The organism is Alteromonas sp. C1M14, assembly GCF_018860965.1.
Taxonomy (GTDB): domain Bacteria; phylum Pseudomonadota; class Gammaproteobacteria; order Enterobacterales; family Alteromonadaceae; genus Alteromonas.
The window spans coordinates 505,838-530,444 of the sequence record NZ_JAHKQF010000002.1; the positions used below are offsets into that span (position 1 = coordinate 505,838).

At 46.0% G+C, this 24,607-nt stretch carries 20 protein-coding genes and 1 pseudogene; 9 read left to right on the forward strand and 12 right to left on the reverse strand.

Annotated elements, in window-relative coordinates; translation table 11 throughout:
• Positions 1-166: 166 nt before the first annotated feature.
• On the reverse strand, positions 167-475 hold the full coding sequence (locus tag KO501_RS02725; protein ID WP_216028094.1) for a 4a-hydroxytetrahydrobiopterin dehydratase: 309 nt from the start codon (positions 473-475) through the stop codon (positions 167-169).
• 290 nt (positions 476-765) lie between these two features.
• Here KO501_RS02725 and KO501_RS02730 point away from each other — a divergent pair, with 290 nt between their 5' ends.
• The 5 genes and pseudogenes from KO501_RS02730 to hemN all read left to right on the forward strand — a co-directional run.
• Positions 766-1,683, forward strand: a complete 918-nt coding sequence (locus KO501_RS02730) for a mechanosensitive ion channel family protein (protein ID WP_216028095.1) — start codon at positions 766-768, stop codon at positions 1,681-1,683.
• 10 nt (positions 1,684-1,693) lie between these two features.
• Positions 1,694-1,858 carry an entericidin A/B family lipoprotein gene (locus tag KO501_RS02735; protein WP_216028096.1) on the forward strand — a complete coding sequence of 55 codons (165 nt, stop codon included), beginning with the start codon at positions 1,694-1,696 and terminating at the stop codon, positions 1,856-1,858.
• A gap of 423 nt (positions 1,859-2,281) precedes the next feature.
• Entirely contained in the window at positions 2,282-2,677 is a 396-nt protein-coding gene (locus KO501_RS02740) for a DUF3718 domain-containing protein (protein WP_216028097.1), read from the forward strand.
• A gap of 278 nt (positions 2,678-2,955) precedes the next feature.
• Complete coding sequence (locus KO501_RS02745; protein WP_216028098.1) at positions 2,956-3,234, forward strand: hypothetical protein; 279 nt, start codon at positions 2,956-2,958, stop codon at positions 3,232-3,234.
• Between the two features lie 146 nt (positions 3,235-3,380).
• Positions 3,381-4,736 (forward strand): annotated as a pseudogene (gene hemN / locus KO501_RS02750) (oxygen-independent coproporphyrinogen III oxidase); the annotation flags it as partial.
• A 24-nt stretch (positions 4,737-4,760) separates the two neighbouring features.
• Here hemN and KO501_RS02755 read toward each other — a convergent pair.
• From KO501_RS02755 to moaB, 7 genes are read right to left on the reverse strand one after another with little or no spacing between them, the layout of a single operon-like run.
• Positions 4,761-5,774, reverse strand: a complete 1,014-nt coding sequence (locus KO501_RS02755) for an ATP-binding cassette domain-containing protein (RefSeq protein ID WP_216028100.1) — start codon at positions 5,772-5,774, stop codon at positions 4,761-4,763.
• Complete coding sequence (modB, locus tag KO501_RS02760) at positions 5,759-6,439, reverse strand: molybdate ABC transporter permease subunit (RefSeq protein WP_216028101.1); 681 nt, start codon at positions 6,437-6,439, stop codon at positions 5,759-5,761. Before modB ends, KO501_RS02755 begins: the two co-directional genes overlap by 16 nt.
• 2 nt (positions 6,440-6,441) lie before the next feature.
• Positions 6,442-7,194 (reverse strand): molybdate ABC transporter substrate-binding protein, encoded by a 753-nt coding sequence (gene modA, locus KO501_RS02765; protein ID WP_216028102.1) that lies wholly within the window; start codon positions 7,192-7,194, stop codon positions 6,442-6,444.
• A gap of 7 nt (positions 7,195-7,201) precedes the next feature.
• Positions 7,202-7,678 (reverse strand): molybdenum cofactor biosynthesis protein MoaE, encoded by a 477-nt coding sequence (locus KO501_RS02770; RefSeq protein WP_216028103.1) that lies wholly within the window; start codon positions 7,676-7,678, stop codon positions 7,202-7,204.
• A complete protein-coding gene (locus KO501_RS02775; protein WP_216028104.1) occupies positions 7,679-7,927 on the reverse strand; it encodes a MoaD/ThiS family protein in 249 nt (82 codons plus the stop codon).
• The gene (gene moaC / locus KO501_RS02780; RefSeq protein WP_216028199.1) at positions 7,924-8,409 is read right to left on the reverse strand and encodes a cyclic pyranopterin monophosphate synthase MoaC; all 486 of its coding nucleotides are present in this window, start codon (positions 8,407-8,409) and stop codon (positions 7,924-7,926) included. The genes KO501_RS02775 and moaC overlap by 4 nt, the downstream gene beginning before the upstream one ends.
• Complete coding sequence (moaB, locus tag KO501_RS02785; protein WP_216028105.1) at positions 8,409-8,918, reverse strand: molybdenum cofactor biosynthesis protein B; 510 nt, start codon at positions 8,916-8,918, stop codon at positions 8,409-8,411. Before moaB ends, moaC begins: the two co-directional genes overlap by 1 nt.
• Positions 8,919-9,043: 125 nt before the next feature.
• Between moaB and moeB the strand changes: the two genes are divergently transcribed.
• Together moeB and KO501_RS02795 are read left to right on the forward strand one after the other, a co-directional pair.
• Positions 9,044-9,811, forward strand: a complete 768-nt coding sequence (gene moeB, locus KO501_RS02790; RefSeq protein ID WP_216028106.1) for a molybdopterin-synthase adenylyltransferase MoeB — start codon at positions 9,044-9,046, stop codon at positions 9,809-9,811.
• Positions 9,808-10,929, forward strand: coding sequence for a succinylglutamate desuccinylase/aspartoacylase family protein (locus KO501_RS02795; protein ID WP_216028107.1), 1,122 nt, complete (start codon positions 9,808-9,810; stop codon positions 10,927-10,929). Before moeB ends, KO501_RS02795 begins: the two co-directional genes overlap by 4 nt.
• 70 nt (positions 10,930-10,999) lie before the next feature.
• Here KO501_RS02795 and KO501_RS02800 read toward each other — a convergent pair whose 3' ends face one another.
• Positions 11,000-13,384: a zinc-dependent metalloprotease gene (locus KO501_RS02800; protein WP_354667799.1), complete on the reverse strand. Its 2,385-nt coding sequence runs from the start codon at positions 13,382-13,384 to the stop codon at positions 11,000-11,002.
• Between the two features lie 333 nt (positions 13,385-13,717).
• Between KO501_RS02800 and KO501_RS02805 the strand changes: the two genes are divergently transcribed.
• The gene (locus KO501_RS02805) at positions 13,718-14,746 is read left to right on the forward strand and encodes a hypothetical protein (protein WP_216028108.1); all 1,029 of its coding nucleotides are present in this window, start codon (positions 13,718-13,720) and stop codon (positions 14,744-14,746) included.
• Here the strand turns inward: KO501_RS02805 and recD are convergent.
• The 3 genes from recD to recC are packed head-to-tail and all read right to left on the reverse strand — an operon-like array spanning position 14,728 to position 23,497.
• Entirely contained in the window at positions 14,728-16,605 is a 1,878-nt protein-coding gene (gene recD, locus KO501_RS02810; RefSeq protein WP_216028109.1) for an exodeoxyribonuclease V subunit alpha, read from the reverse strand. The two genes, KO501_RS02805 and recD, sit on opposite strands and share 19 nt — an antisense overlap.
• Complete coding sequence (gene recB / locus KO501_RS02815; protein WP_216028110.1) at positions 16,605-20,189, reverse strand: exodeoxyribonuclease V subunit beta; 3,585 nt, start codon at positions 20,187-20,189, stop codon at positions 16,605-16,607. Before recB ends, recD begins: the two co-directional genes overlap by 1 nt.
• Complete coding sequence (gene recC / locus KO501_RS02820; protein ID WP_216028111.1) at positions 20,186-23,497, reverse strand: exodeoxyribonuclease V subunit gamma; 3,312 nt, start codon at positions 23,495-23,497, stop codon at positions 20,186-20,188. The genes recB and recC overlap by 4 nt, the downstream gene beginning before the upstream one ends.
• A gap of 447 nt (positions 23,498-23,944) precedes the next feature.
• On the opposite strand from recC, the gene KO501_RS02825 reads away from it, so the two are divergent.
• Positions 23,945-24,601 carry a dUTP diphosphatase gene (locus KO501_RS02825; protein WP_216028112.1) on the forward strand — a complete coding sequence of 219 codons (657 nt, stop codon included), beginning with the start codon at positions 23,945-23,947 and terminating at the stop codon, positions 24,599-24,601.
• Positions 24,602-24,607 lie beyond the last annotated feature (6 nt).

The window sequence follows — 24,607 nt, forward strand, 5'->3', positions numbered from 1 at the left end:
CTGCTCCATCCCGCGTCCGTATTACTTCATTGGCTTAGCGTTTCCGCCTTGCCCTTGAGTGGTGCGTATTATACATAGGCGTTAAGCCATAGCAAGGGAAGATGCAAAGAATATTGCATTTTTTTGACTACATGGACAATAAACCAGCATACCGCCTACTATGCAGTCAATTTGACGCCAGCTTATCCATTTTCTGCGCTAATAAAAAATCCCGTTCGGTTAATCCTTTGGCATCATGAGTGGTTAATACAACCTCAACACGGTTATACACATTCTTCCATTCAGGATGATGATTAAGCTTTTCCGCCCACATAGCGACTTGGCTCATCCAGCCAAAGGCAGCAATAAAATTGTTAAAGGTGAAGGTTTTTACCAGTCTGTCTCCGTCTTGGTGCCAATGGGCGCCTTCCTCTTTATGTTGGTTTAATTGCGCGACCAACTGGGCAATCTCAGTATGGGCAAGTGTCTGTGTCATTTTTAAAAACCCCTTTTATGCTATCCAATGTAATTTCGCCTTTCGTACCATTATAAGCAAGGGATCCCGATGGATCACTAAAGCACCAGCGGTAAGCAAGCTTTACACAGCGTCGCCAATGCCTGTGCTTTTTACTCTAACCAAAAGAAAATTTTACATACCCCGCCTTATCACAAAAGCCAACATGGATATTTTTTGTATTTTATCAACAAGTTAAATGCACCTCGAAGAGGGTATGGTTTTTGAATAGGAAGTTATCATTGGTTAACGTCCTACGCGAAGAGTACTCCATGGAATTTCCACAAATAGATGAAGTGTCGTCTTTAATCAACGAAAAGCTGCAAATGTGGCTCGAGCAAGGCATTAAGCACCTACCTAATATTGTCGTCGCTATTTTTATTGCAGTTGTTTTTGGTTTACTCGCCAATTTATTGGGCAAATTTGTCAAGCGTGGGCTTCGACGTGCATTCGAATCTCGCCAAATCGCTGACCTTCTCACTTCTATTTTAAAAGCAGCGTTTATTAGCGCCGGGCTATTTATCGCCCTTGATTTTGTTGGTTTACAAGGCACCGTCACCTCCTTACTCGCTGGGGCGGGAATTGTCGGGTTGGCCATCGGCTTTGCCTTTCAAGATCTCACTGAAAATTTTATTGCCGGCATAGCAATGGGAATAAGAAAACCCTTTGAGATTGGTGACGTTATTGAAGCAGACGGGGTATTCGGTAAAGTCGAGGCCATAAACCTTCGCAATACCTTAGTGGCAACATTTTTCGGTCAACGGGAAATCATTCCCAATAAAATATTGTTTAGAAATATTCTCACCAACTATAGCGTAATTGGCTACCGACGATTAGAAGTTCCAGTGGGGATCTCTTACGCCGATGATCCGCAACATGCCCGAGAGGTGTTAGTCGAAGCGTTGAATAAAAAAGATTATGTGATCAAAAAAGAGGAGACTGATGTGTTCGCTTCTTCTTTTGGTGACAGTAGCGTCAATTTATTGGTCTGGTTTTGGATGAAGTACCCTGGGCCCCATAACTTTATGGAAGTACGCCACGATGCCGTGGTCACTATCCGTCAAACTCTCAGCGATGCGGGTATTTTAATCCCCTTCCCCATCAGAACATTGGATTTTGATGCCAAAGGTGGAAAGACACTGGATGCCATGATATCCGCATCGAAACAAACTAATTCTGATCAACAATGAGGATCTCCTTATGAAAGCACTCGCAAGTAGCAAACGATTACGTGTTCGTTATATGTTCGTCTTAACATCATTCATTGGTGGCCTTTTGGGCGGATGCGCCACCATGGAAGGGGCCGGAAAGGACATTCAAACCGCAGGAGAAGCGTTAGAAGACGCCGCTGAGGATAACGAATAACCCAACGCGCACTTTGTTATCAATATAAATACGTGTATTTTCATATAAAAATCATGGTGTGCATTCGCTTACCAGCCTGCACACCATTTCCCATTAAAAAATTATAATGTTTATTTTCATAACCTTACAGCACACCCTCAGTCAATGGCGGGTTAAAAATAAAACCAAAAATATAAATGCTATTTAGAGACAGAGTAAAATATAATAAATTTTCTCTTCCTAAAATTAGCGCAAAAAACACTCAAGATAGAGTTAAAGCCTTCAAATACAACAAATTGAAATATTTTACTCATTCCTTTATCTACCTCCTAAAGTATAACCACTTATACTTTAGTATTTGCGTAGTTATTTTCTGCCATGCCTTTTTAACGTTTAATTGATCTCGAACAAACAACATCATTCAACTTTATCGAGGAATTAACCATGTTGAAAATCGTTAAGACTTCTCTTGCTCTTGCTGCTTTAGGTTTAGGGTTTACAGGTACTGCACAAGCAGACATCAACGACGCACTAGCCAATATTTGTACGATTGTACAAGCCAATGACAAAGGCGAATTGCGTAAAAAAATTCGTTTAGTCGAATCTGATTACCGCTTGAAGCTACGAGATTACTATTCAGGCATTACGTGCGGCGGCAACAGCTTGATCCGTACTGCTATTTTAAACAACGCAGTTGAAGCCGGCACTTTGTTAGTTAAAAAGATGCCCAAAGATGACTTGAGCTCGCCAGAAGATGACGGCAAAACTTTACAGGCCTGGGTGTCAGAAAGCGGACATCAGGATAGCCCTATCGCAGACGTATTAGCCAAGCGATTATAATAAAAAAAATGCCAGGTTTTTACACCATTTCAACATGGTAGCAGACACCTGTCTGCACTAAAAAGCGGCGGCAACGCCGCTTTTTTCTTTATCAAATTAGACAGAAGAAAAATAGCAGCCCTATATGAGCTAGCTCACAGGTAAACTTTAGTATTATTTAAAATACCTGCGTATTGCTGTGATGATTCTTTTTTTTACCGCTTTCCCATTTAATAGTGGTTAATCCATAACAGATACCCTGTGACCTCATTTTTCACAGGTAGGTAGAGGTAAAGGCAATGAAAAAGCTAATGCAATATGTGATGCTTGTATGCACCGTTAATGTGTCAGCCTACGTTGCAGCAGATGAATACAGCGCAACCAGCAAACCTCGAAGCACCTCGGTATCCTATCAGTTAGACAAAAAAACACGACAACCGTTAAACGCCACGTCCATTTTGCCCTCGGTGACCATTCAGCAGCCAGGTCATGCTTCCGGTAGCTTCCTTGCAGACGCGAATAAACCACGGTTATTTAAATCATTACCGGCACCGGTAATGAGTACAAAACCTCAGTAACAGGCAGTGCTCAATATCTAGCAAATCATTTAAATGTGAAATCCCACCGTATTTTAAAATAAAAGCTGCAAATTATTGCACGAGATCAATATATTCCCCCGCTCTCCCTTATACACTGATTCTGTACCTATGAATGAGAGAGCCTTATGTCTGTGAGCGATTTATTTAATCAAACCTTATTATCTAAATATAATATTAATGGTCCACGGTATACCTCTTATCCCACTGCTTTGGAATTTGATGATATCACTGCTGCAGATCCTTTAGTTGCCGCACTGGCCCAATCTAAAACCAAAGGCTTGTCCCTTTATATTCATATCCCGTTTTGTCACCAACTTTGCTATTACTGTGGTTGCAATAAAATCGTTACGCGGCATAGAGAAAAAGCCGATCGCTACCTAGATTACTTAGAAAAAGAGATCCGCCAAAAAGCGAACCACTTCGCAGACACGCAAGTACATCAGATCCACTTAGGCGGTGGCACGCCAAGCTTTTTAACCGAGACCCAACAGGTTCGCCTGATGGGGTTAATTACCGCTAATTTTACTCTCGCTGAAGACGCAGAAATTGGTATAGAAATCGACCCTCGACGAATGACCACCGCCCAGTTAAGGCACTTGGCAAGTATTGGTTACAATCGCTTAAGTATTGGCGTGCAAGACACAGACTATAAAGTACAACAAGCCATAAACCGTGTACAAAGCACCGAGCATGTGGCGCTTTTAACTAAATTTGCTCAAAATAATGGGTTTAAGTCGGTCAATTTAGACTTAATTTATGGGCTCCCACATCAAACGCCGGACACGTTTGCCCAAACCCTCGCTGAGGTAAAAAAAATGGCGCCTGAGCGGATCTCCCTTTTCAGTTACGCCCACCTACCTTCACGCTTTGCGGCGCAGCATAAGATTAAAGACAACTGGTTGCCTTCTGCGGTGGAAAAAACCCGTCTTATGAGGCAGGCGATGGAAAGTTTAACCGAAGTGGGATACGTGTTAATTGGTATGGATCATTTTAGTCTACCTACCGATGAACTTGCCGTGGCTCAAGCAAAAGGTCAATTACACCGAAACTTCCAAGGCTACACCACGGGCGGCGAACTTGATCTTCTCGGACTTGGCGTGTCATCTATCAGCGCCGTGGGCAACGCATATTTGCAAAACCCGAAAACGTTAAACGCGTATTATGAAAAGCTAGATAATAACCAAGACCCGGCAGTTAAAGGGGTATTTCTGACCGATGAAGATCACCTTCGCCGCTATATTATTCAGCAGCTAATGTGCAATCTCACCCTTTCGTTTGCTGATGTCGAGCACCAATTCGGTGTCGACTTTCATTCCCATTTTGCCAACGAATTAATGGCTCTTCGGGAATTCGAGCAAGATGGTATTGTTAACATTACGGCCCAAGGCATCGAAGTGGCTGACCATGCCCGTCTTTTTATCCGTATTGTCTGTATGACCTTTGATAGCTATCTACAGGACGCATCTAAAACACACCGTTACTCTCGGGTAATTTAATGCCAATATCTAGCGAAGTTTGAAGCGAGCTGTTACTGGCTCGCCCACCTCAAAGCCCAGTCGTTCTAACGACAGCGTACTGATAACAGCAAATAACTGAACATCATTACAGCGCAAGGTTACCATCGCTTTTTTATCCTCGCTGCAATGAATGGCTTCAATATGGCAAGGTAAACTATTCACAATGGATGACGCTAAAGCATGCTCTCGGTCGAGGCTTACGTCTCGCGCATCCACCGTCAGGGTTGCTCTATTTTTTTGGATCACCGGTTTTCGGGCATAAACCACCTGCTCCCCAACACGTATTTGATAACAGTTTTGCGCTGGCAAATGATTAACCACTTCACCTTTTAACACGGAGAATTGTCCTTCATAGGACGCCACCGTATCGGCTAACGTCGCCAACACCTGCTCCACCTCTCCTTGGCTAGAAATACATCCATTCTCCAACCACGCCATGGCATCACAATACAAGGCAATGTCATGGAGATCGTGGGACACCATCACTATTTTCATTCCCTTTTCGGCTAATGCACTAAGGTACTTTAATACCTCATGTTTTAAGCTGTTGTCTAAGGCACTTACCGGTTCGTCTAAAAGGAGCATATCTGGCGAGTTAAGGATCGCTCTTGCGATGGCTACCCGCTGGGCTTCACCACCAGATAACGTATGGGGCATTCGCGCTAAAAGGTGCTGACAATGGCAACCCCGTGTCACGTCATCGAGGGTAAACCGCGTTTTGGCTGCATATTCCATAGCCAAATCAAGGTTGCCTTTTACTGATAAATGGGAAAACAACAGGCTATCTTGAAACACAAGACCGGTACGGCCCTCGCCGATGATGGTTTGCTGCCAGCCTCCCGCCACCGTTGCCCTCTCTGACAAGCCCGCCAAACAGCGCATTAACGTAGATTTCCCCGCACCAGATGGGCCGCTAAGCCCCACAAACGCGCAGTCTTGGGGCAAGTTCAATGCAACAGTTAAATTGAACTCCTTCCAATGACCGGTTACTTTAATGTCCACGACGTCCCTCCACCGCGATTAAACCGATACAGTAGGGCCATCATCATAAACGAAAACACCAACATGCCAAACGCGAGCGCATGAGCCTGCTCGTACTCTAATGCCTCAACATGCTCAAACAATGCAATGGAAAGCACTTGGGTTTCTCCGGGAATATTGCCCCCAATCATAAGTACCACACCAAATTCACCAATGGTATGGGCAAATGTCAGCCCTAAGGCTACCATGAATGCAGGCTTGCATGAGGGGATCACAATGCGGCGAAAACGGCTCCATTTGGACATACCCAACGTCGTGGCAACGTCTAAGTATCGACCATCTAATTGGACGAAGCTTGCATATAAGGGCTGAACCGCAAAAGGGAGAGAGTAAACCACAGAACCCAACACTAGCCCGGAAAAAGAGAATGCTAATTGTTGACCGGTGAAATCTTGCCAAATCTGCCCCACCGCATTTTGTGGAGAAAACAGAAGCAACAAATAAAAACCCAATACCGTAGGCGGTAAAATTAAGGGCAGCGCCACCACAGCTAACACATAATGTTTGGCTTTATGTTGCCACCGGGCTAATTTCCACGCTAAAGGTGTAGCGATTATCAATAAAATAATGCTGGTTATGCATGCTAGCTTAAGCGTAAGCATGATAGCCGTTATGTCATCGCTCATACTTACTCATCCGTGACTGGTGCATAGCCCCATTCCTGCAGGGTAGACTGTATTTGCGGCGACAAGAGGTAATCGATAAAGCGTTTAGCCTCATCCGTATGGTCAGCCCCTTTGAGTAAGACTAACTTTTGTACGATAGGGCTATGATATTGGCTAGGTATGGCAAAGACGTCCCCCTGCGTTTTTGCAGTTAGCGACAGGGCGACTAACGCAACATCTACGTTACCCGCTTGAAAATACTGGTATGTTTGTGCAACGCTCTTGCCTTGTACAAGGGTAAACGGCCAAGGCTCATTATCGTTAAAAAAATGCGCTAGGGTTTCCATCGCCGCCACGCCGTAAGGGGCTAATTTAGGGTTCGCGATAGCCACCGGCTTGGTAAATTGGGGGTGAGTAAAAAAGGCATTTAACGATGCCAAGGACTTCCCCCGCGTCACCAGCGCTAACCGACCTTTGGCGTAGGTATGAAGATCACTCGCCTTCCCTTGTTGTACGAGCTTTTCCGGACGCAGCGCATCTGCTGAGAGAAATAAATCAAAGGGGGCACCATGGCTAATTTGGGCGAAAAGCGTGCCACTAGAACCAATGGAAATCACAGGCTTTATGCCGGTTTGGCGATGAAAATTCTGTGCAATTTCTTTCACCGGCTCGGCAAAATTAGCTGCCACAGCAATATTAACCTGCGAAGACTGACCAAAGGACTGCCCACTAACCCCTAGGCTAATTATCAATAACAATACCCTTTGCAGACCCATTTTCCTGTTACTTCTCCTCACCCTTCGGTGATTCTTTTAGCCATGCCATCGCGGCGTGATCGTCTGACGCTTTCGTCTGCACCCACACCCCTTGCTCACCCTGATATTCTTTTTTCCACAACGGCACCGACTGCTTTAACAGGTCCATGACATAACAGGCCCCGTCAAAGGCGGCTTTTCTGTGACTGGCTGCCGTGCCTACCCAAACAATGGGTGCATAATTGTTGATGTCGCCTATGCGGTGTACAACGTGGGCATCAAGGAGAGAAAACCGAGCAATGGCTTGGGTAACAAGCTTTGTGAGTGCATTTTCTGTCATGCCCGGATAATGTTCTAAGTGGATCCCCGATATGGGCCCTTGCTGGTTGTAATCCCGTACCTGACCGGTGAAAGTCACAATAGCACCCGCTTTAGGCACGGCCCGTTGCAATGCCTCATGATAAGCCGTGATAGTCAACGGGGTAGATGTGATACAGGCGCCCATTTAGCCTCCCGTTACCGGTGGAAAGAAAGCAACTTCATCGCCTTCTGCTACAGGGTGACTATCATCGCACAATACCTGATTAACGGCACACAGCACGCCATCATCAAGAGCTTCACCCCAACATGGGGCACGCATTCTTAACGTCACTTTTACGTCGGCAACCGTACTATTGGCTTTTTCTAGTGGCAAGGAAAACCCGGCTTCTTGGGTTACTTCCCGCACTTGAGCAAAGGTTTTAATGTTGATCATAGGTTTGGTTCTGCCTGCCAATCGCCGGTTTTTCCGCCTTGCTTGCTCATCACCCTGACATTATCGATACGCATGCCAGGATCGATAGCCTTACACATATCAAATAAAGTCAGCAGCGCCACGTTGACCCCTGTTAACGCTTCCATTTCTACGCCAGTTTTTCCTGTCACTTTACATAAACAAGTCACACCAATACGACTGTTGGTTTCATCTACTGTAAAGTTAATATCTACCTTTGCCAGCGGCAATGGATGACATAACGGAATTAAATCTGCGCAGCGTTTGGCCCCTTGAATACCCGCCACCCTCGCAACAGCAAAAACATCCCCTTTTTTTACGGTTTGTGCGGCGATCCCTTCTATCACGTCCTCAGACACGTAAAGATAACCTTCCGCTAACGCCGTGCGGGTAGAGTTGGGTTTGGCTGACACATCTACCATGTTCGCTTCACCTTGCGCATTAAGGTGACTAAACGCTGACATCATAGTTCTCCGGTAAGGTGTTTAACGAAATTACAGGGCTTGAAAGTCGAATCAAGTTGCGACTGAATGATACCTTCCCATGCTGTTCTGCAGGCCCCCGTGCTTCCTGGCAAACAGAAAATAGCCGTGCGATTTGCAAACCCTGCCAGTGCCCGAGATTGAATCGTCGAGGTGCCGATTTCTTGGTAGCTAAGGTAGCGGAATAATTCGCCAAATCCATCAACGGTTTTATCGAACAAGACGGACACGGCTTCAGGCGTTGAATCCCGATAGGTAAAACCTGTGCCGCCGGTTAGAAGTATAACGTGGACGTTCTCATCGGCTATCCATTGCGACACGACCGCCCGTTGTAAGTAGATATCGTCTTTGATTAAATCCCGGGCCACCACCTGATGGCCTGATGAGGAAACGGCTTCAACAAGATACGCTCCGGACGTATCACTTTCTAATGTACGTGTGTCAGAAAGGGTAAGAATGGCAATATTAAGTGAGGTTGCTGACGATGACATGATGTTTCCTGAAAGTCGATTCGAACCAAGGCTACTTTGCATCAATTATGCTAAGGTAACCTTCGTTTAACTCGTCGCCACACTTTGGACGACGTCTATTACTATTTACTAAATTTGCCGTTACTATGCCAGATACATTAACGCATGCACAAGTCATGCGATATAACCGACACATTGTACTCCCCCAATTTGATCTGCAAGGTCAAGAAACCCTCTGTGAGTCTGCCGTGTTAATTATTGGCCTTGGGGGCTTAGGCACTGCACTATCACAAAGCTTATGTGCCAGTGGTGTGGGCGCCTTAACCTTGGTTGATGACGATGTTGTGGACGCGCACAACTTACCACGACAAATCTTGTATACCTCTAGCCATTGTGGCGAGAAGAAGGTTGATGCTGCGAAGTCCCAGCTCAATGCGCTTAACCCCGAATGTTGTATTCACACTGTCGACAAGCGCCTTTGTGACCATGATCTAGCAACCCTTGTGGCCAAACACAATGTGATAGTGGATTGTACCGACAACCTTGATAGCCGAATACAAATCAATCGCCTATGCTGGCAAGAAGGCAAACCCTTAGTAAGTGGTGCAGCAATACGCTTTGAGGGTCAATTATTTGTTAGTGTTCCTGCCCAGAAGACCTCTTGTTATGGCTGTGTGTCACGTATGTTCAATATGACACCGCTTAGCTGCACAGAAGCAGGGATCCTCAGTCCAGTGGTAGGAATGATAGGCTTAGCTCAGGCCCACCTAGTATTGCAAACATTAACCGGGTTTGGCACATTGCCCCAAGGCCAACTGCAACTCTTCGATGGCCTCACGTTTCAATGGCAAAATTTTACCGTTCCCCGTCACCCCAATTGTACCGTTTGCGGAGGGTCTGCATCAGCAACATGAAAACGACAATAACGAAAAGCCATATGGTAGTGGCGCAAAACGCCTCTGGCCGAAATATGAATGTCCCTGTGTACCGGCTACAGGGTGAACAGCCCGGCCCTACGGTTTATATTCAGAGCTCTATCCATGGTGCGGAAGTACAGGGAAATGTGGTTATTTATCAGCTTATCCAAGCCTTAAAGACCCAAGTGATCGCCGGTGAAATTATTTTAGTGCCAAACTGTAACCCCGTTGGCACCAATATAAAAGCTGGTGAATACACCTTAGGCCGATTTGATCCTGTTAACGGTACCAATTGGAATCGAGGCTATTTTTACGATAAAAACAAGGTACTTGCCTTTGCAGAAACCGTCACACCAGACGAGCCGGCAGACGCCATAAGAGACCGATTTAGACAATACTGGGCTGATTGCATTACCGATAAGTTATCGTCGCCTTGGGGTCTTGGTTTAGCACAGCAATTGAACCTTAAATTACAACAACTTGCAGTGAAAGCCGATATTGTATTGGATTTACATAATGGGCCGGTCTCTACCCGACACATTTATATTCCCGAATATGCTAAAGAAGCCGCCCTACAATTTAATTTTCCTCATTGCATTTTCATACCGAATCAATTCGCCGGCGCATTAGACGAAGCCACATTTTGCCCCTGGTGGACATTACAAGATTGCTTACAAGCTCGGTTTAACAAACCTTATGATTTCTCAGTAGTGGGCTTTACCCTGGAAATGGGGAGTCAAGAGGTGATTCAATTTTCCGAAGGCAAGGTAGATAGCCAAAGCATCTTAACCTACTTGAGCAATAAGGGGTGTTTACTTGGCGAGCCCCTTAAGCCTACCGTGATGCAGCGACTAGGCGTTGCCCTAAGCGACTATAAAACCCTCTATACACAATGGGGCGGAATGGTGGAGTACTGCGCTAAACCTGGCGATCATGTTAAAAAAGGAGAAGTACTGGCCAGAGTACTCAATATTGATGAATTAGATAACCCTAAGGGCTGTTTTGAAGTGTGCGCACCGTGCGATCTGATACCGATGCTGCATTTTCCTTCGGCGTCAGTTTTAAGCGGAACACAATTATATAAGGTCTTTACTCGATACGTTAGTTTAAGCTAAAGGGTAAAAAAAAAGCGCTGACGTTAGGTCTCTAACATCAGCGCTATTGTCCTATTATACTATTGTCCTATTATATAGGGGATCCTGGTGGTAACGGTTTTACCGAAAACGCGCCAGGCCATTGACCGCTTTCAAAGTACACCTTCAACCAATCTTCAAGAGTATGGCTTCCAGTTACATCATCGTTGTCATCTAACCATTCTGCAAACTCCCACAGTTTATCGTCTATGGAGAGCTTGATGTCTGGTGCTAAATCCGGTGATGTCGCCGCCTTCATAACAGCATTAAGGGCGACTAAACGAAGACGCTTGTTCAGTCCATCGCTGTCACCATCACTGTCATACCAATGGGTTGCCATAATACGCTCAACAATGTCGCCAACATCAGGTAGGCCTTTTTCTTGGGTAGACTGCCATTCGATGCGATTAAGACGTTGCGGAGTTAACAACAACGAAAAGCTAAAGTCTGCTGCTGATTCTGCTGCAGTAACGGGATCGAAGGCTAAACCCATTCGACTTTTAAACTGCTCTCGGGTGATATCATCACCAAACGCGGTTGGTGGGATCAACGCTTTTAGCTTATCCGGTATACTTAAGAATGCCGGCGTGGTGGCTAATAATAATTGTTTAATTGCCCGCTTTTGCTCAGAAGCTGGAACAATACTCACGCCCTTAGGTTTATCGTAATCCCCTTTACGTTCGTATTCATAGTTTAATCCACCCACCTGCTTTGCGACGGCTTCTAACTGATAACGATGTAACAGATAAATAGGCACCAACACATCTTCTATCGAAGACAAGCTGGCTTGATCAGGTATGGAATTTAAGCCAACGGTACTTAGTGCATGTTTGCGGATTGCAACCATGTCATCGAAAGCATCAAGGGGCGAATCGCCGTTGTCCCACATGTGGCCACTACTTGCAGGATGAACCGATGAACGGGTATCCCAATCCGTTTTAAATGCCAAACCGTCTTCTCTTGATTGGGCAATAATAGCCGCTAAACCTTCTTCCTCGGCTTTCGCAGTGGGGAAATCTTGATAGCCATAAGCAATGGCATGAATATCCCATTTGCCTATACCGGAATCGTAAGCGCCTTCTAAAGAGATTTTACCGTTTTTCATGGTCAACCGTGGATGGGGATAATCCATTACCGATTCACGGCCATATTCGCTGGCGGCAAAGTTATGAGCAAGGCCAAGGGTATGGCCAACTTCGTGAGCAGAGAGCTGACGGATCCGGGCTAACGCCATTTCCTTTTCTTCATCGGTACTTTGCTTGCCATCAAAAGGGCTCATCAAACCAAGCGCAATAAGGTAGTCTTGGCGCACCCTTAAAGAGCCTAAGGTAACATTACCTTTAATGATTTCACCGGTACGTGGATCTCTTATCGACGACCCGTAAGACCAACCCCGTGTTGCACGATGTACCCAGTTAATCATGTTGTAGCGCACATCCATGGGATCAGCCCCCTCTGGAAGGACTTTTACCTGAAACGCATCTTTGTAACCAATCGCTTCAAAGGCTTGATTCCACCAACTTGCCCCTTCTTTTAGCGCACTCATAACAGGCTCAGGAACACCAGGATCTAAATAATAGATAATGGGTTCAACAGCTTCACTGACCTTCGCATTAATGTCTTTTTTAAACAAACGATGCCGTGTTATGAATTTCACCTCAGTCGGCTCAGTAATGGCGGTGGCATAGTCAAAATAGCCTTTCTTCCAATACCCAGAGTAAGGATGGTAAGCCCGTGGGGTATAGCCAGGTTCCGGCAAAGCCACAAATGAATGATGTAGATGCACGGTTATGCTATTAGGTGACGGCGTAACTTGCTGCACATATTCACCAGGTTGGGTGCCGCCGTACGTAACAATCGACTCTAACTCTGTGTTTTTAGGGAAGGCTTTGCTTCTAGGAGTAAAAACCGCACTACGGCTACTATCCGCTTTATAATTGCCCTGTTTTTTTTGCTTTAAGCGTTTTGCCACACCATGCACATCACTTAGGAGGTAAGGCGTATAGTCAATTAACACACCATTGTCAGACGCGGCCACTACTGTAAAACCACTAAGTACAGAGTCGGCAAACGCCTCATCGATACTCGCTTGTTCAGCCATATTTGTGGTATCGGAGCGATAGCGCGTATTTAACGCTTTCATCAATACTTTATTACCATGGCGCTCAAATTTAATAATATGGTTAACACCCAATTGGCCTCTATCAAGGCCAATATCATTAGAGCCGACCCCTTGGGGTAAGCTACTGAGAAACAGCATTTCACTATCAAGTTTATCCACATTTAAATAAACTTTATCCGTCGCGCTATCATAGTAAAAAGGTAAAAAGCCATCATGGGCTTCCATCCCTTCTGTAAAATCAGCTATACGAGGTAAAGCCGCCCATAAATTGCAACTCACCGTAAGAAATATCAAAGTAATGATTGTACGCAACACGCATTCTCCACATTATTATTTTAGTTGATGCCTAGAAAGGCACGTCCACTGTGTTTTTAAAACAAATTAATTGCTAAGTACTACTGGAAAGGATTCTGAGCGTTATGAATGCCCAAGAAAGTGTGTGATTTTTGTTGAATATTTACCCTACAGGGAAACACGAGCATTTTGCAATCACACACGTTGAACAAGAGTCAATTTACGATAAAAGACATTGTTTAGTCATCACATTGGCACAAACAAATTCACCGTTGATCTGCGTCAACGCATCATAATCACCAGCGTCTATGCTCAATCCTATGCTTTCATTGTTTTTGCTATTTGGACACACTTATGACGCCCACCCTTTGGAATCAAGCCGTAAAACAAGATGGCTTCTACCATATTTACAACTTGGACTGTGGACAAATACCCAGTTCCTGCCAAGAAGTGGTAGAAGGATTGCCCGGGCCGGCGGTGTTACACATTAAAGGCATGTCTTCGGTATGTCGTGTCATCGTTACCTTATTGCACGGTGACGAGCCCACCAGCCTGCGTACGGTACTTGATGTATTACACAAAAATATCCTCCCCGCCACCAACATTAAGATCGTGATTGTGTCGGTGGACGCAGCGGCCCTCCCCCCTCTGTTTTCCCATCCTTTTGAGCCTGGAAAACGAGACCTAAACCGTTGCTTTCGCGAACCCTTTCTATATCAAGACAGCCATCCTGCTAATAATCTATATCGGTTACTTGATGGACTCTCTCCGGAATGTGTGATCAATCTCCACGATACCGCATCCGGTGTGCCAAGTTTCGCACTCTCGATGAACAAGACGCCGGCACATGTTGCTTTAGGTTCTTACTTCTGTGATACCTTGATTCACTCGCCTATCATCATAGGTGCTTTAACCGATTTACCATTAGAAGGGCCTGTGGTGTCGGTTTACACACCGCAAAATGCGGCGACAAAAACAAACGAGAAACTGACCAAGGGGTTACTGGCTTTGTGGCAGGATAAATCCGTACAAGGGCAAACCGAGGTGCAAACAATTTCTCAACCACGACGCCTTGAGCTAAGGCGCAGCGCCGCATTAACCTATTCAGACAAACCGGTTTTCGGCGTAAATTGCACCCTAAGAAATGATATTGAAAGTTGTAGTTTTGTTACCTTACAACCTGGTGATACCTTAGGTTGGGTAGATCATAATCGGTTAGATCATTTCCGAATAGTAGGACGCAGTAACCGAGAGCAAGTCAGCACTTTTTTCAGCGCTAACGATAATTGCCTAACGGTCAACCAAACTACCACCCTATTTTTACTGTCCAAAAACCCTGAACTGGCTAAATCTGACTGCCTATTTTATTTTTCCGCAGAGTGATTCGCCTGCCAGTCAGTCAAAATACGATGGTATAACCCTGAAAAACGCCGTGTTTGGATCGTAACAACCTCCCGAAGGCGTGCGGTTGAACCCACTAGCAAACAGCCTTTTTTCGCTCGGGTGAGCCCGGTGTATAGAAGCTCGCGGGTAAATAAGGTTGCCGCCTTACCTGTGCTTTTGGGCAACCAAATGACCACATGTTCAAACTCTGATCCCTGAGATTTATGAATGGTCATGGCATAAACGGTCTCCACCTTAGGGAGACGCGCTAAACTAATCGACCTGACGTTTCCATTATCGGTAAAATACGCCCGCAATTGGCCGTCGTTCCCTCGCCAAATAACACCGGTATCACCATTGAACAAGCGCTGTACATAATCATTCTGAGTTACCATCACCGGCCGGCCATGATAATGCTGACCATTCCCCAAATAAATCGAAGACAAAAAGCGTTTCTCGACTTCACGATTTAGCCATTCCACGCCCCCCTCACCTTGTCGCACCGGCGACAACCATCGACAATAGGACAAGGCGTCTAAGGCCGCGTTTGGCGTGGAGGCATCAAATAAAGGTTTAAAGCTCTTATCAATTAATCTGGCTAGGGAGATATCGTCAACAAAGGGCATTTGAGTGACATCCGGCTGGATCGCTATCTCTTTACCTTTACTCCCCATTTGGCTGATTTGCGCTTCTAGTGCCTCCGCGTTCCCTTCTTTAATGCCCTTGGCGGCCAATGCTAATTTACCGCTAAAGCGCTGGCTGACCTGCAAAGTAAATACCGACGACAGCGCGGTGTCATCCACCGCTAATGCAGGTAAATGAGGGCACAACGCTTGTAAATGATGGGCTTGCACTTTGCCTACACTTGCCGTACTTACGTTATCTTCCCCTACGAGGGCTTCTAATACGTTGCCTGACTCAACCGCCGGTAGCTGGTCTGCATCACCGACAAGATACACACGGGTAGTGGGTTGAAGGGCGCTAAGCACCCGAGCCATAAGAGCAAGATCAACCATAGACGCTTCGTCGATAATAAGCACATCACAATGAATCGGGTTGTCTTTATGATGTTTCGGTGTGATCTGTAAAGGCCTAACCCCCAATAAGCGATGCAGCGTACTGGCTTCGGTGGTGATCGAGGCCTTCAGCTTGTCCACGTCATCACCGTTGATATCGAGTAAGCTCTTTTTTACCGATTCGGTGAGTCGTTGAGCCGCCTTTCCCGTGGGGGCCGCAAGTCTTATATTTAAGGGAGAGTCGGCTGCCGCTTGTAACGCCAATAATAGACGGGTAACCGTATACGTTTTACCGGTCCCCGGCCCGCCGTTGATCACCGCGAATTGCTGAGTAATAGCGCAAGCCGTGGCCAGTTGCTGCCAATCTTGCTGGGCACTTTGCTCACAAGAATACAGTTTAGCCCAAATAGGTTTTAGCCGCTGTAACCCGTCATCGCTTAAGGGACGGCTTTGCAAACGGCACATTACTTGTTTGGCTACGGTGGTTTCAAAGTCCCAGTAACGGCGGGTATATAAGCGCCCATGTTGGTACATAAAGTATGCGCTTGTTTGCTCATGCTCAGTTAAATACCGAGCCAGTTTGATAAGCTCGGTGAGTCCGTCAAAGTGAATACCGTCTTTAGGTGAAGCATCGTCATTGTTAGCAAATAAGGTTTTATCGGCGATAGCCTGCAGGCTAAGACAGGTGTGACCGTGGCGCTGAAAATAAGACAAGGCGACAATCAGATAAAAAACCTTATGGCTATGTTCAGGCTCGACCCGTTGGCTTAAGTGCTGGGCAAGATAGTAATCAATGGCTTCGATATCGTCGAGTTGCTGACAAATAAGATTGAAGGATTTCATTAACAAGCCTCATCCTGTATGCCACTGAATAAATCATCAAGGGCATGCAGTTGTTCTTCACTCACAGGCGTATAAAACACCCCTTCAGATGCCTGATTGTTAGGATGCATACCCCGTAAATACAAATAATACACGCCACCAAAATGCAGGCTGGGCGTATAGTCAGGTAAATGGTTTTTCAAATGTCGATGTAACGCTAGTGCGTACAACAAATACTGCAAATCATACAGATGCTTTTGATTATTGTTGATCATGGCGTCTTGGCTATAGTGGCCAAAATCATAACCCAGATGAGTGGATTTATAATCTGCCACATAAAAGCGGCCTTCATATTCAAATAACAAATCGATAAAGCCATGCATCATGCCTTCAAGTTGCGGCGTGGACACATTAGGCACTGGGATAGCGTGATTTGGGCTAAGTGTTAGCCGATGTTCATTCAGGAGTTGCTTTAAGGTGCGCCAATTAGCCTGATTAATTGGAAAGTAAAACTCTGACTCTTTAAGGGTTTGGGATGCCGGCAAGGCATTAAGGCATAGCGACGAAGATAAGGGCGTGGCTAATACTTCATCCATCCATTCCGCGAGGGCATCAAACGCCTGATCATTTAAGTTTAATCGCGTTCCCATTTCACGGTGAGTAAGCCACGCGGGCTCAGTAAAATCAGTCATCTCCAATAGGTCATGCAACAGGTTACCGGCATTAGCGCCTTTTTCCATGGCAAAACGAAAGAGATGTTCCGCTGATCTAGCTTCTGGCTCTAATAGATTATCCACAATCTCTTCATCCCGCTGCGTGTGCTTAACCGCCACCTGCTGACGCGCTAACGCACTGAACGAATACAAGCGCCAATTATCTTTTACCGAACCGGTAAACTGGGCAATACGTAACGAACGGGTTTCTTTAGCCATCTCGTCACCTTGTTGGCTAACGGGCAACATGCCTGCATCCAGTACCGTGGTATGCATGCCCTGTTCGTCGATGATCTTACTGATGGCGGCGACCCATTGATTCGGCCCGTCAAGACCTAATGCTTTGGCCAGAGCGGATTGCTCGCTGTGTTTAAAGGGCGCCACGCCAAGGTAACATCGGTGGGCTGCGCGGGTAATGGCTACATACAATAAACGCATTTCCTCTGCTCGCCCTTGAGCCCTGACGTTCTGCTCTGCCTCTTCAGAATAACCAAGTTGTAGTCGTTGCGTATCGGTTCGCTCATCAAAATAACGAAAACCATGAGCTTGGCGATTACCGGATTTTGCCGGATCTTTGTACTTGTTCGCAAACGGAACAAAGACAATGGGGTATTCTAGACCTTTCGAACCATGCATCGTAACAATTTGAATAAGCTTTGCATCGCTTTCTAGTCGCTGGACAAGATCTTCTCCCCCTTGGGGATCTAAGATGTTTTGATGTAGCCACAACAAGAGTTGCTCTGGCCGTGGTGTAACCGATGCCGTTCTTTCTAGGGATTCAGCAAGATGCAGGTAATTGGTGAGATGCCGTTCGGTTTGGGTGTCCCGTAAGACAAACCAGCGGCGTAGCATCATCAACACCACAGCCATACACCCCTGCTTTACCCACACCTCTCTTAATTTGAGGATACGCGCCATACATGCCTCCCACAAAGCATCATCCTCATCGTGCAGCATGGCCACAATCGTGTTGTGGTCATAGCCTAACAAGGGGCTCGATAGTGCACCGCAAAGCCGAGACTTATCGTCACAATGCCAAATACCATCGAGTACCCGATATAAGTCAGCGGCTTCTTCGGCTGAAAAAAGAGGGGTATTGGTACTCAAATATACGGCACTTAATCCCACTTTTTTTAAGCCGGACTGAATCAGTTGCGCTTCTGTACCCGAACGCACCAAGATGGCAATATCAGCAGGCTGAACCCTCTGCTCTCCCAACTTCGCTTCAGCCAATAATCGATGTATTTCGTGGCTTGTCCAGGCCACCAACTGATCGGTGAGCCCTTCTGAGAGCACGTCGTCGTCTTCTTCTGGCTCATAAACCACAAAATTCAGCGCCTGACGTGATTTAAGATCTTCTAATGGCAACCCAGCGGCTTTCGCATGAGGTGTGGAATTGACCGGAATATACTGAATACCAAATCCAAATACATCCCGTGCCGCCCCCGCAAGTTGGTCGCCATAAAAAAGCCGGTTATAAGCATTCACCATGGGGGCGACGGAACGCCAGTTCGTGTCCATCACCCAACGATAATCGGCTTGGCGACCGGCTTTTAGGTAAGTAAATATATCGCCGCCACGAAAACCATATATGGCTTGTTTAGGATCGCCTATCATCATTAAAAGGTGCTCAGTGCCACCCGGTGAATAGACCTGCGACAGAATTTGATATTGACTGGCGTCAGTATCCTGAAATTCATCAATTAAAGCCACAGGATAGCGCTCTCGTAGAGCTTCCCGTAGTAACGAGCCTTCCTGGGTCACTTGTTGTGCTAAGGTTTTAATTAAATCATCAAAATCCAGTATGCCTAACCGTTGCTTGGCGGTGGCTACATGTTGACGAATATAGTCAAACCCCTCTGCCACCAATTGATAAGTGGCAATGGCATCTAATTTGGCTTTGCGTTTTTCTTCCCGCGCTTTGTGCGCCCCTGTAATTTCTTTTATTAATTCATACACAGGGTAAAGAATGTCTTTCAGTTGCTCTTTATGGCTATGGCGGCTGTATCGTTGTGCTTTGGTGAAATTCTCTGCCTCTTTACTGGGAGGGACGGCAATACCTTGAGAAAGCCAATCTAATAAGGCTTGCCACTCACGCTCTCGTTGAAGCCTATCTTTTCCACTTTTTGACTCAATTAAGTGTTCGCTAAGCACCCCTTCCCATTGCTTCATTTGTGCAAACAACTGTGCAAATATATCTTGTTTGCTGGTTTTAAACCGTTCCAAGCTTGCCAGGTGATCCTTCTCAATCGTAGGCGCATCCCACATTTCTACTTTCAAATCACTTTGTAGGGGCTTTTCAAAGTCACGAATAAAACGCTCGGGGATGTGCCAACCATTTGCAACCAATATGGCATAAGCTTCCTCGTTACTGGCGGTTTTACGCACCCAGTCTTGCGCCGCGGCTTGCCAAAATTCTTGAGTGTCAGTCTCTAGCGTCAGCGCCATAGATGAACCGCTGGCAAAGGCCAGTTCTGATATCACTTTATTGCAAAACCCGTGAATGGTAAAAACCGAAGCTTCGTCTAGCTCAAGTAGCGCAGCCTCAAGTTTCTGTAACCCGTCTTCACCCGGTGCGACCTGATACAACCCCTGGTATGTAGGGTCCTGCTCAGCTAATAAGGATGGCGATGCAAGCACATCCCGCCACACTCCTCGCGCTTCGCGCAGGGTTTCTGCCACCCGCCCTTTAATCTCTTCAGTGGCTGCATTGGTGTAGGTCATCACCAGAATTTGTTGGACACAAAGGGATTTTTCTAACAATAGACGTAAATAGATGCGGGTAATATTAAACGTCTTCCCTGTCCCTGCGCTGGCTTCTATTAGATGTCGTCCCTGTAAGGGCATATTCAAAACATCAAGAGGCTGACTGTTATCAACGTGTCCTGTCATTTTAATTTCTTATCCTTTTTATTAAGGAGTAACGGCTCAAACACATGACAAAGAGGCTGACTCGGGAAGTGTGAAACATCTAGCCCGTTAGGAAAAAACCAGCGTACATACGCATCTTCGTTTAAGCCTATTTTCATATAGCTACTGGCTAAACAGCTTTGCCATCTCGCCTGTCCGTCCTCACTTAACAACCACTGAGAAAACATCAAGCCATCGTCATGGCTTTTTTGCCATTTAGCAAACGCCTCTAATAGGCTCACGGTTAAGTCGATAAACGCCGGAACCGGCGCCGTAAGGAATGACTGATAAAGTTTACAGATCTCCATAAGCAGGTGTTGAGCGACATCGGTGGGAAACGGCTCGTAGTGACGACAATGCACATTAAACTGTCCCTTGGTCCATTTCAAAAAGTACGTATCTAGCGGTAATGCATTCCCATTTGCATTAAAACACAACAAGGTAAGATACTGCATCAGGTGCTGCTTGTTGTTATCACCGCCGTATAGCATTAACTGTAACCCCTCTGCTCCCTGCCAGGCTTGAGCTTCCAAAATCAGACCATTACAGTCCACACTGATGGTATGGGGCTTTGCCATATGGGTTCCAAACTTATCTGTCAGTGCTCTAGCGCCTTGAGACCAAGTATCGAGTAGTTGCGGGGTCAACGGGGTATCGGGTAAATCGCCACTCAGCATAAAATGCTGCTCTATAATCGAAGGATCAGCCCCCTGTAAATTGGAACCTGCAAATTCTTTTAACACTTTGTAGCGCAATAATGCGTTGTCCCCAAAGGGCTCTGCATCTGACAACACCGGTTGATTTTGCTCTAGGTACACCGACAGTTTTTCATTGGCAAAAGTTTTTAGAGGGTGATCGAAAGCCCGAGCTAATGCATCTACCTTCAACACGCCGCTCTTGCTATCTGCCGATACTGGCGACAACAAGGGTGAGGAGGCGGTTTCTTGGTGTAGTAAGCCTTTTGCCAATCGAAACCAACCTGGATCAAACCCTACCCAATCTCCCCAATAGTTTTCGGGACTAAAGGGGTGTAACGGTAACGTTCTTACCAAGGGTTCTTTAACGCCATAACTGGCGCTCAACACATCAAGCAGTTCCGACAACACCAAGCTAGGTTGTCGGGGCTTGTTATCTTTGCTGCGGTTTCCTTGATAACTAAGATACAAGTAATGTCTGGCAGAAATTAAGGCTTCAAGAAACAAATATCGATCTTCTAACCGACGAGAACGATCACCCTGTTTTCGCGTTGATACCGCCATGAGATCTAAGCTAATCGGCGAAGACTGACGGGGAAACTCGCCGTCGTTTAATCCTAAAATGCATACCACTTTAAACGGGATACTTCGCATGGGCATCATTGAACAAAAAGTCACTTGTCCAGTCATAAAGTGATTAGCTGCGTCAGGGGTGCTAAAAATACGTACTAAGATCCCCCGTACTTGCGCTAACGTAAGTTGATGCTCGTAGCCCGCTTGCTCGCAATGTATCACTAAATCGGCAGTAGCCCGGGCAATGGCCTCCCAACTCCCCTGATCCTCTTGTGACGGTTCAAAGCACCCTTGGCGCATTTCATCTAAAAATTGATGCCATTGTGTTGCCGTGCGCTTTTCGTCGAGGGATGAGGCAAACGTCGATAATTGCTCTAGAAGTTGCATCAACCTGCCCAATAACACCGTGTGCTGCCCCTCAACTTCAGGAACGGTCAAAATGCCATCATTAATTTGAGGCGTATCCGTTAGCACCATGCCAAGCAACAACCGTTTTAATCCCCACGCCCAGGTATAAGTTTCTGAAACCGATTGTCCTATTAGCGCCGCTTTATGCCCCTTATCTCGCCCCCAATGCACATGGGCTTGTTCAAGCCAATGGCTAATAATATCAAGATCCCCTTCGCTAATACCAAATTTACGCTGTACTGGCGGTAAGCGCAGATAATCAATGATACGACTCACTTCAAAACGGCTATCTGGCAGGTTAAGTAACTCCATAAAAGCAGCAATTACTGGCTCTGCATCTAACGGGGCTCGGTCTGCAATGGAACAAGGGATGCGAACCGTTTCATTCGCATCTTCTTTGGGCGCCCCGACGCGCTGAAAAACCGCATCGATGAAGGGGGCATAATTTTCAATTGCAGGACACATCACCACAATATCAGCGGGTTTAAGTCCCTCTTCGTGGTTAGCCTCAAGCAATCGCAGCAAGTGGTCATGAAGGGCTTCCACCTCCCGAAGGGGGGTATGAGCGCTGACTACGGTTACACTGTTGTCATCGCTTTGAGGGGTAAAGTGCCCCTCCGCCGCTCTAGCATGCAAAATATCTTGCTGTAGCGCATGTAAAAGCTGTACGTCGTTGTCAGCTTCTCCAGGGGGCTCTACATCAAATGCTGCTATTTCATATGAGCTTAAAGGCGTAAGAAGATTAAAGAGATCCCGCCCTTGCTGGCCTAAGTTGCCCAAAAATGGGTTTTCCTGATTTGCATTTTGCCATTGTGATAATCCTTCAGTACGTAATAGCTTGGCTTGTTCCTTGTTGCTTTTAACGTCACCCCAGTAATTAACACTGGGGTTTAAGTGAAAGAGATGAATATGAGTATGGTGAGACAGCGCATCCAGAAAATCGACTAACTGAGGCGCCATGGTATTGATGGCAAACACCACAATATTCTCTGGCAATAAATGGGCGTTAGTTGCCGAGGAAAGTCGCGCTATTGTTTCTGCGTGCAATTTAGCCGGATGGTCAGGGTTTTGTTTGACTAGCTCCCGCCAAATAAAAGCCTGCCAAGCTTCATCAGACCGGTTGTCCGTAACCAGCTCATGGTTTTCCCACGCAAATATCCACTCTGGCCGGTATAACAAATATTGTTCGTACACATCAGCCAGCGCGGTAGAAAATTGTAGACGTTGTAAGCTTGCCTGGTTTTCATCGCCTTTATCCTGCCAATACCGGCACACCGGCTCTGCTAGCTGTTGCTCACAAAAGGTATCACTTTGAATGATGCCGTCGATACGCCAGACCAACACTTCTCTGCGATAGGGTGATTGCCTAGGCACGCGCTCCTCACCAAGTATTCGCCTCGCGGTATCCCACATAAAACGCACGGGTAACGGATAGTGCAGATTCATAGCGACACCTCGCTCCCGAGCCAATGCCATGTTCAGCCAATGTTGCATTCCAGGGCTTTCAACAAGGATTGTTTGTGGTTCAAATACCTGTGAAGGTTGCTGCTCAAGTAGCGTTGCAAGTAAATAACTCAAGTGTTCGAGTTTATTTGAAGGATATAGCGCTAACAATGTTCATCCTAAAGACGTGTTTTTTACCTATGTTATTCTATCTTAGGTTGTCCATCCATGACTCTGGGTATTTTTGTTGATAAATGCGGTGGGGAATAATTGAAGAAAAAAACCCATACAGACCTCAGGACACGAAAAATCTGTATGGGCAAGGTTATGGGCTCACTCATGACAACCGTTTTGCGGCGTTGCCTGGCACCGAATCGGGTTACCGCCAAGCGTGAGCACAAATAACACATTTTTATTAGGCATCTTACGTGCCAACTAAACAAATCTAACAAAATCATAATGTTAGAAAAACACACCGCCTTATCCCTTCACCGTTGCTTAGATGTTTTGGTGCAAGCGCACCATTAAAATGCACAATGATGATTCATCGCCATGTACTTCCTTCTTTTTGTCTGTTTCGCTACAATCCACCACTTATTTTACTAATGGAAAATGAATATGCTCAGTCAACAACAGCTGGCAACCATGCTGTCTCTTCAGAATAAAATGAACTGTAAGGTAAACACCTCATGGTTATCTGCAGGCTACGGGTATCTTCGTGCTGCGATGGTGGAGTCGGTAGAAGCCATTGAGCACCATGGGTGGAAATGGTGGAAAGCCCAGCAACGGGATCTTCCCCAGTTGCAAATGGAATTAGTGGATATTTGGCATTTTGCGCTCTCTGCCAGCATTATCGATTATAAAGGCGATATACAAGCCACTGCCAATGCCTTGTCAGCTCAGCTCGCCCAATCGACCACACAGGTAAAATTTGATAGCAAAGACTACTATCCTGAAAAACAATCTCTACTGGATAATTTGGAGTTGATGACCGGGTTATGTGCGGCAAAGCGTTTTAGCGTGCCGTTGTTTATGTATATTGTGCAACAATGTGAAATGAGTAGTGACGAATTGTTCCGCCAATATGTGGGTAAAAATGTACTTAACTTTTTCCGTCAGGATAATGGTTATAAAGACGGTAGCTATATTAAAATATGGCACCAAAAGGAAGACAACGAACACTTAGTAGAAGTACTAGAGACATTGGATATCAACGCCTCCGATTACAGCGAGCAAGTTTACCAAGCACTTGTAACCCGCTACCCGGGCGCATAGCAAACC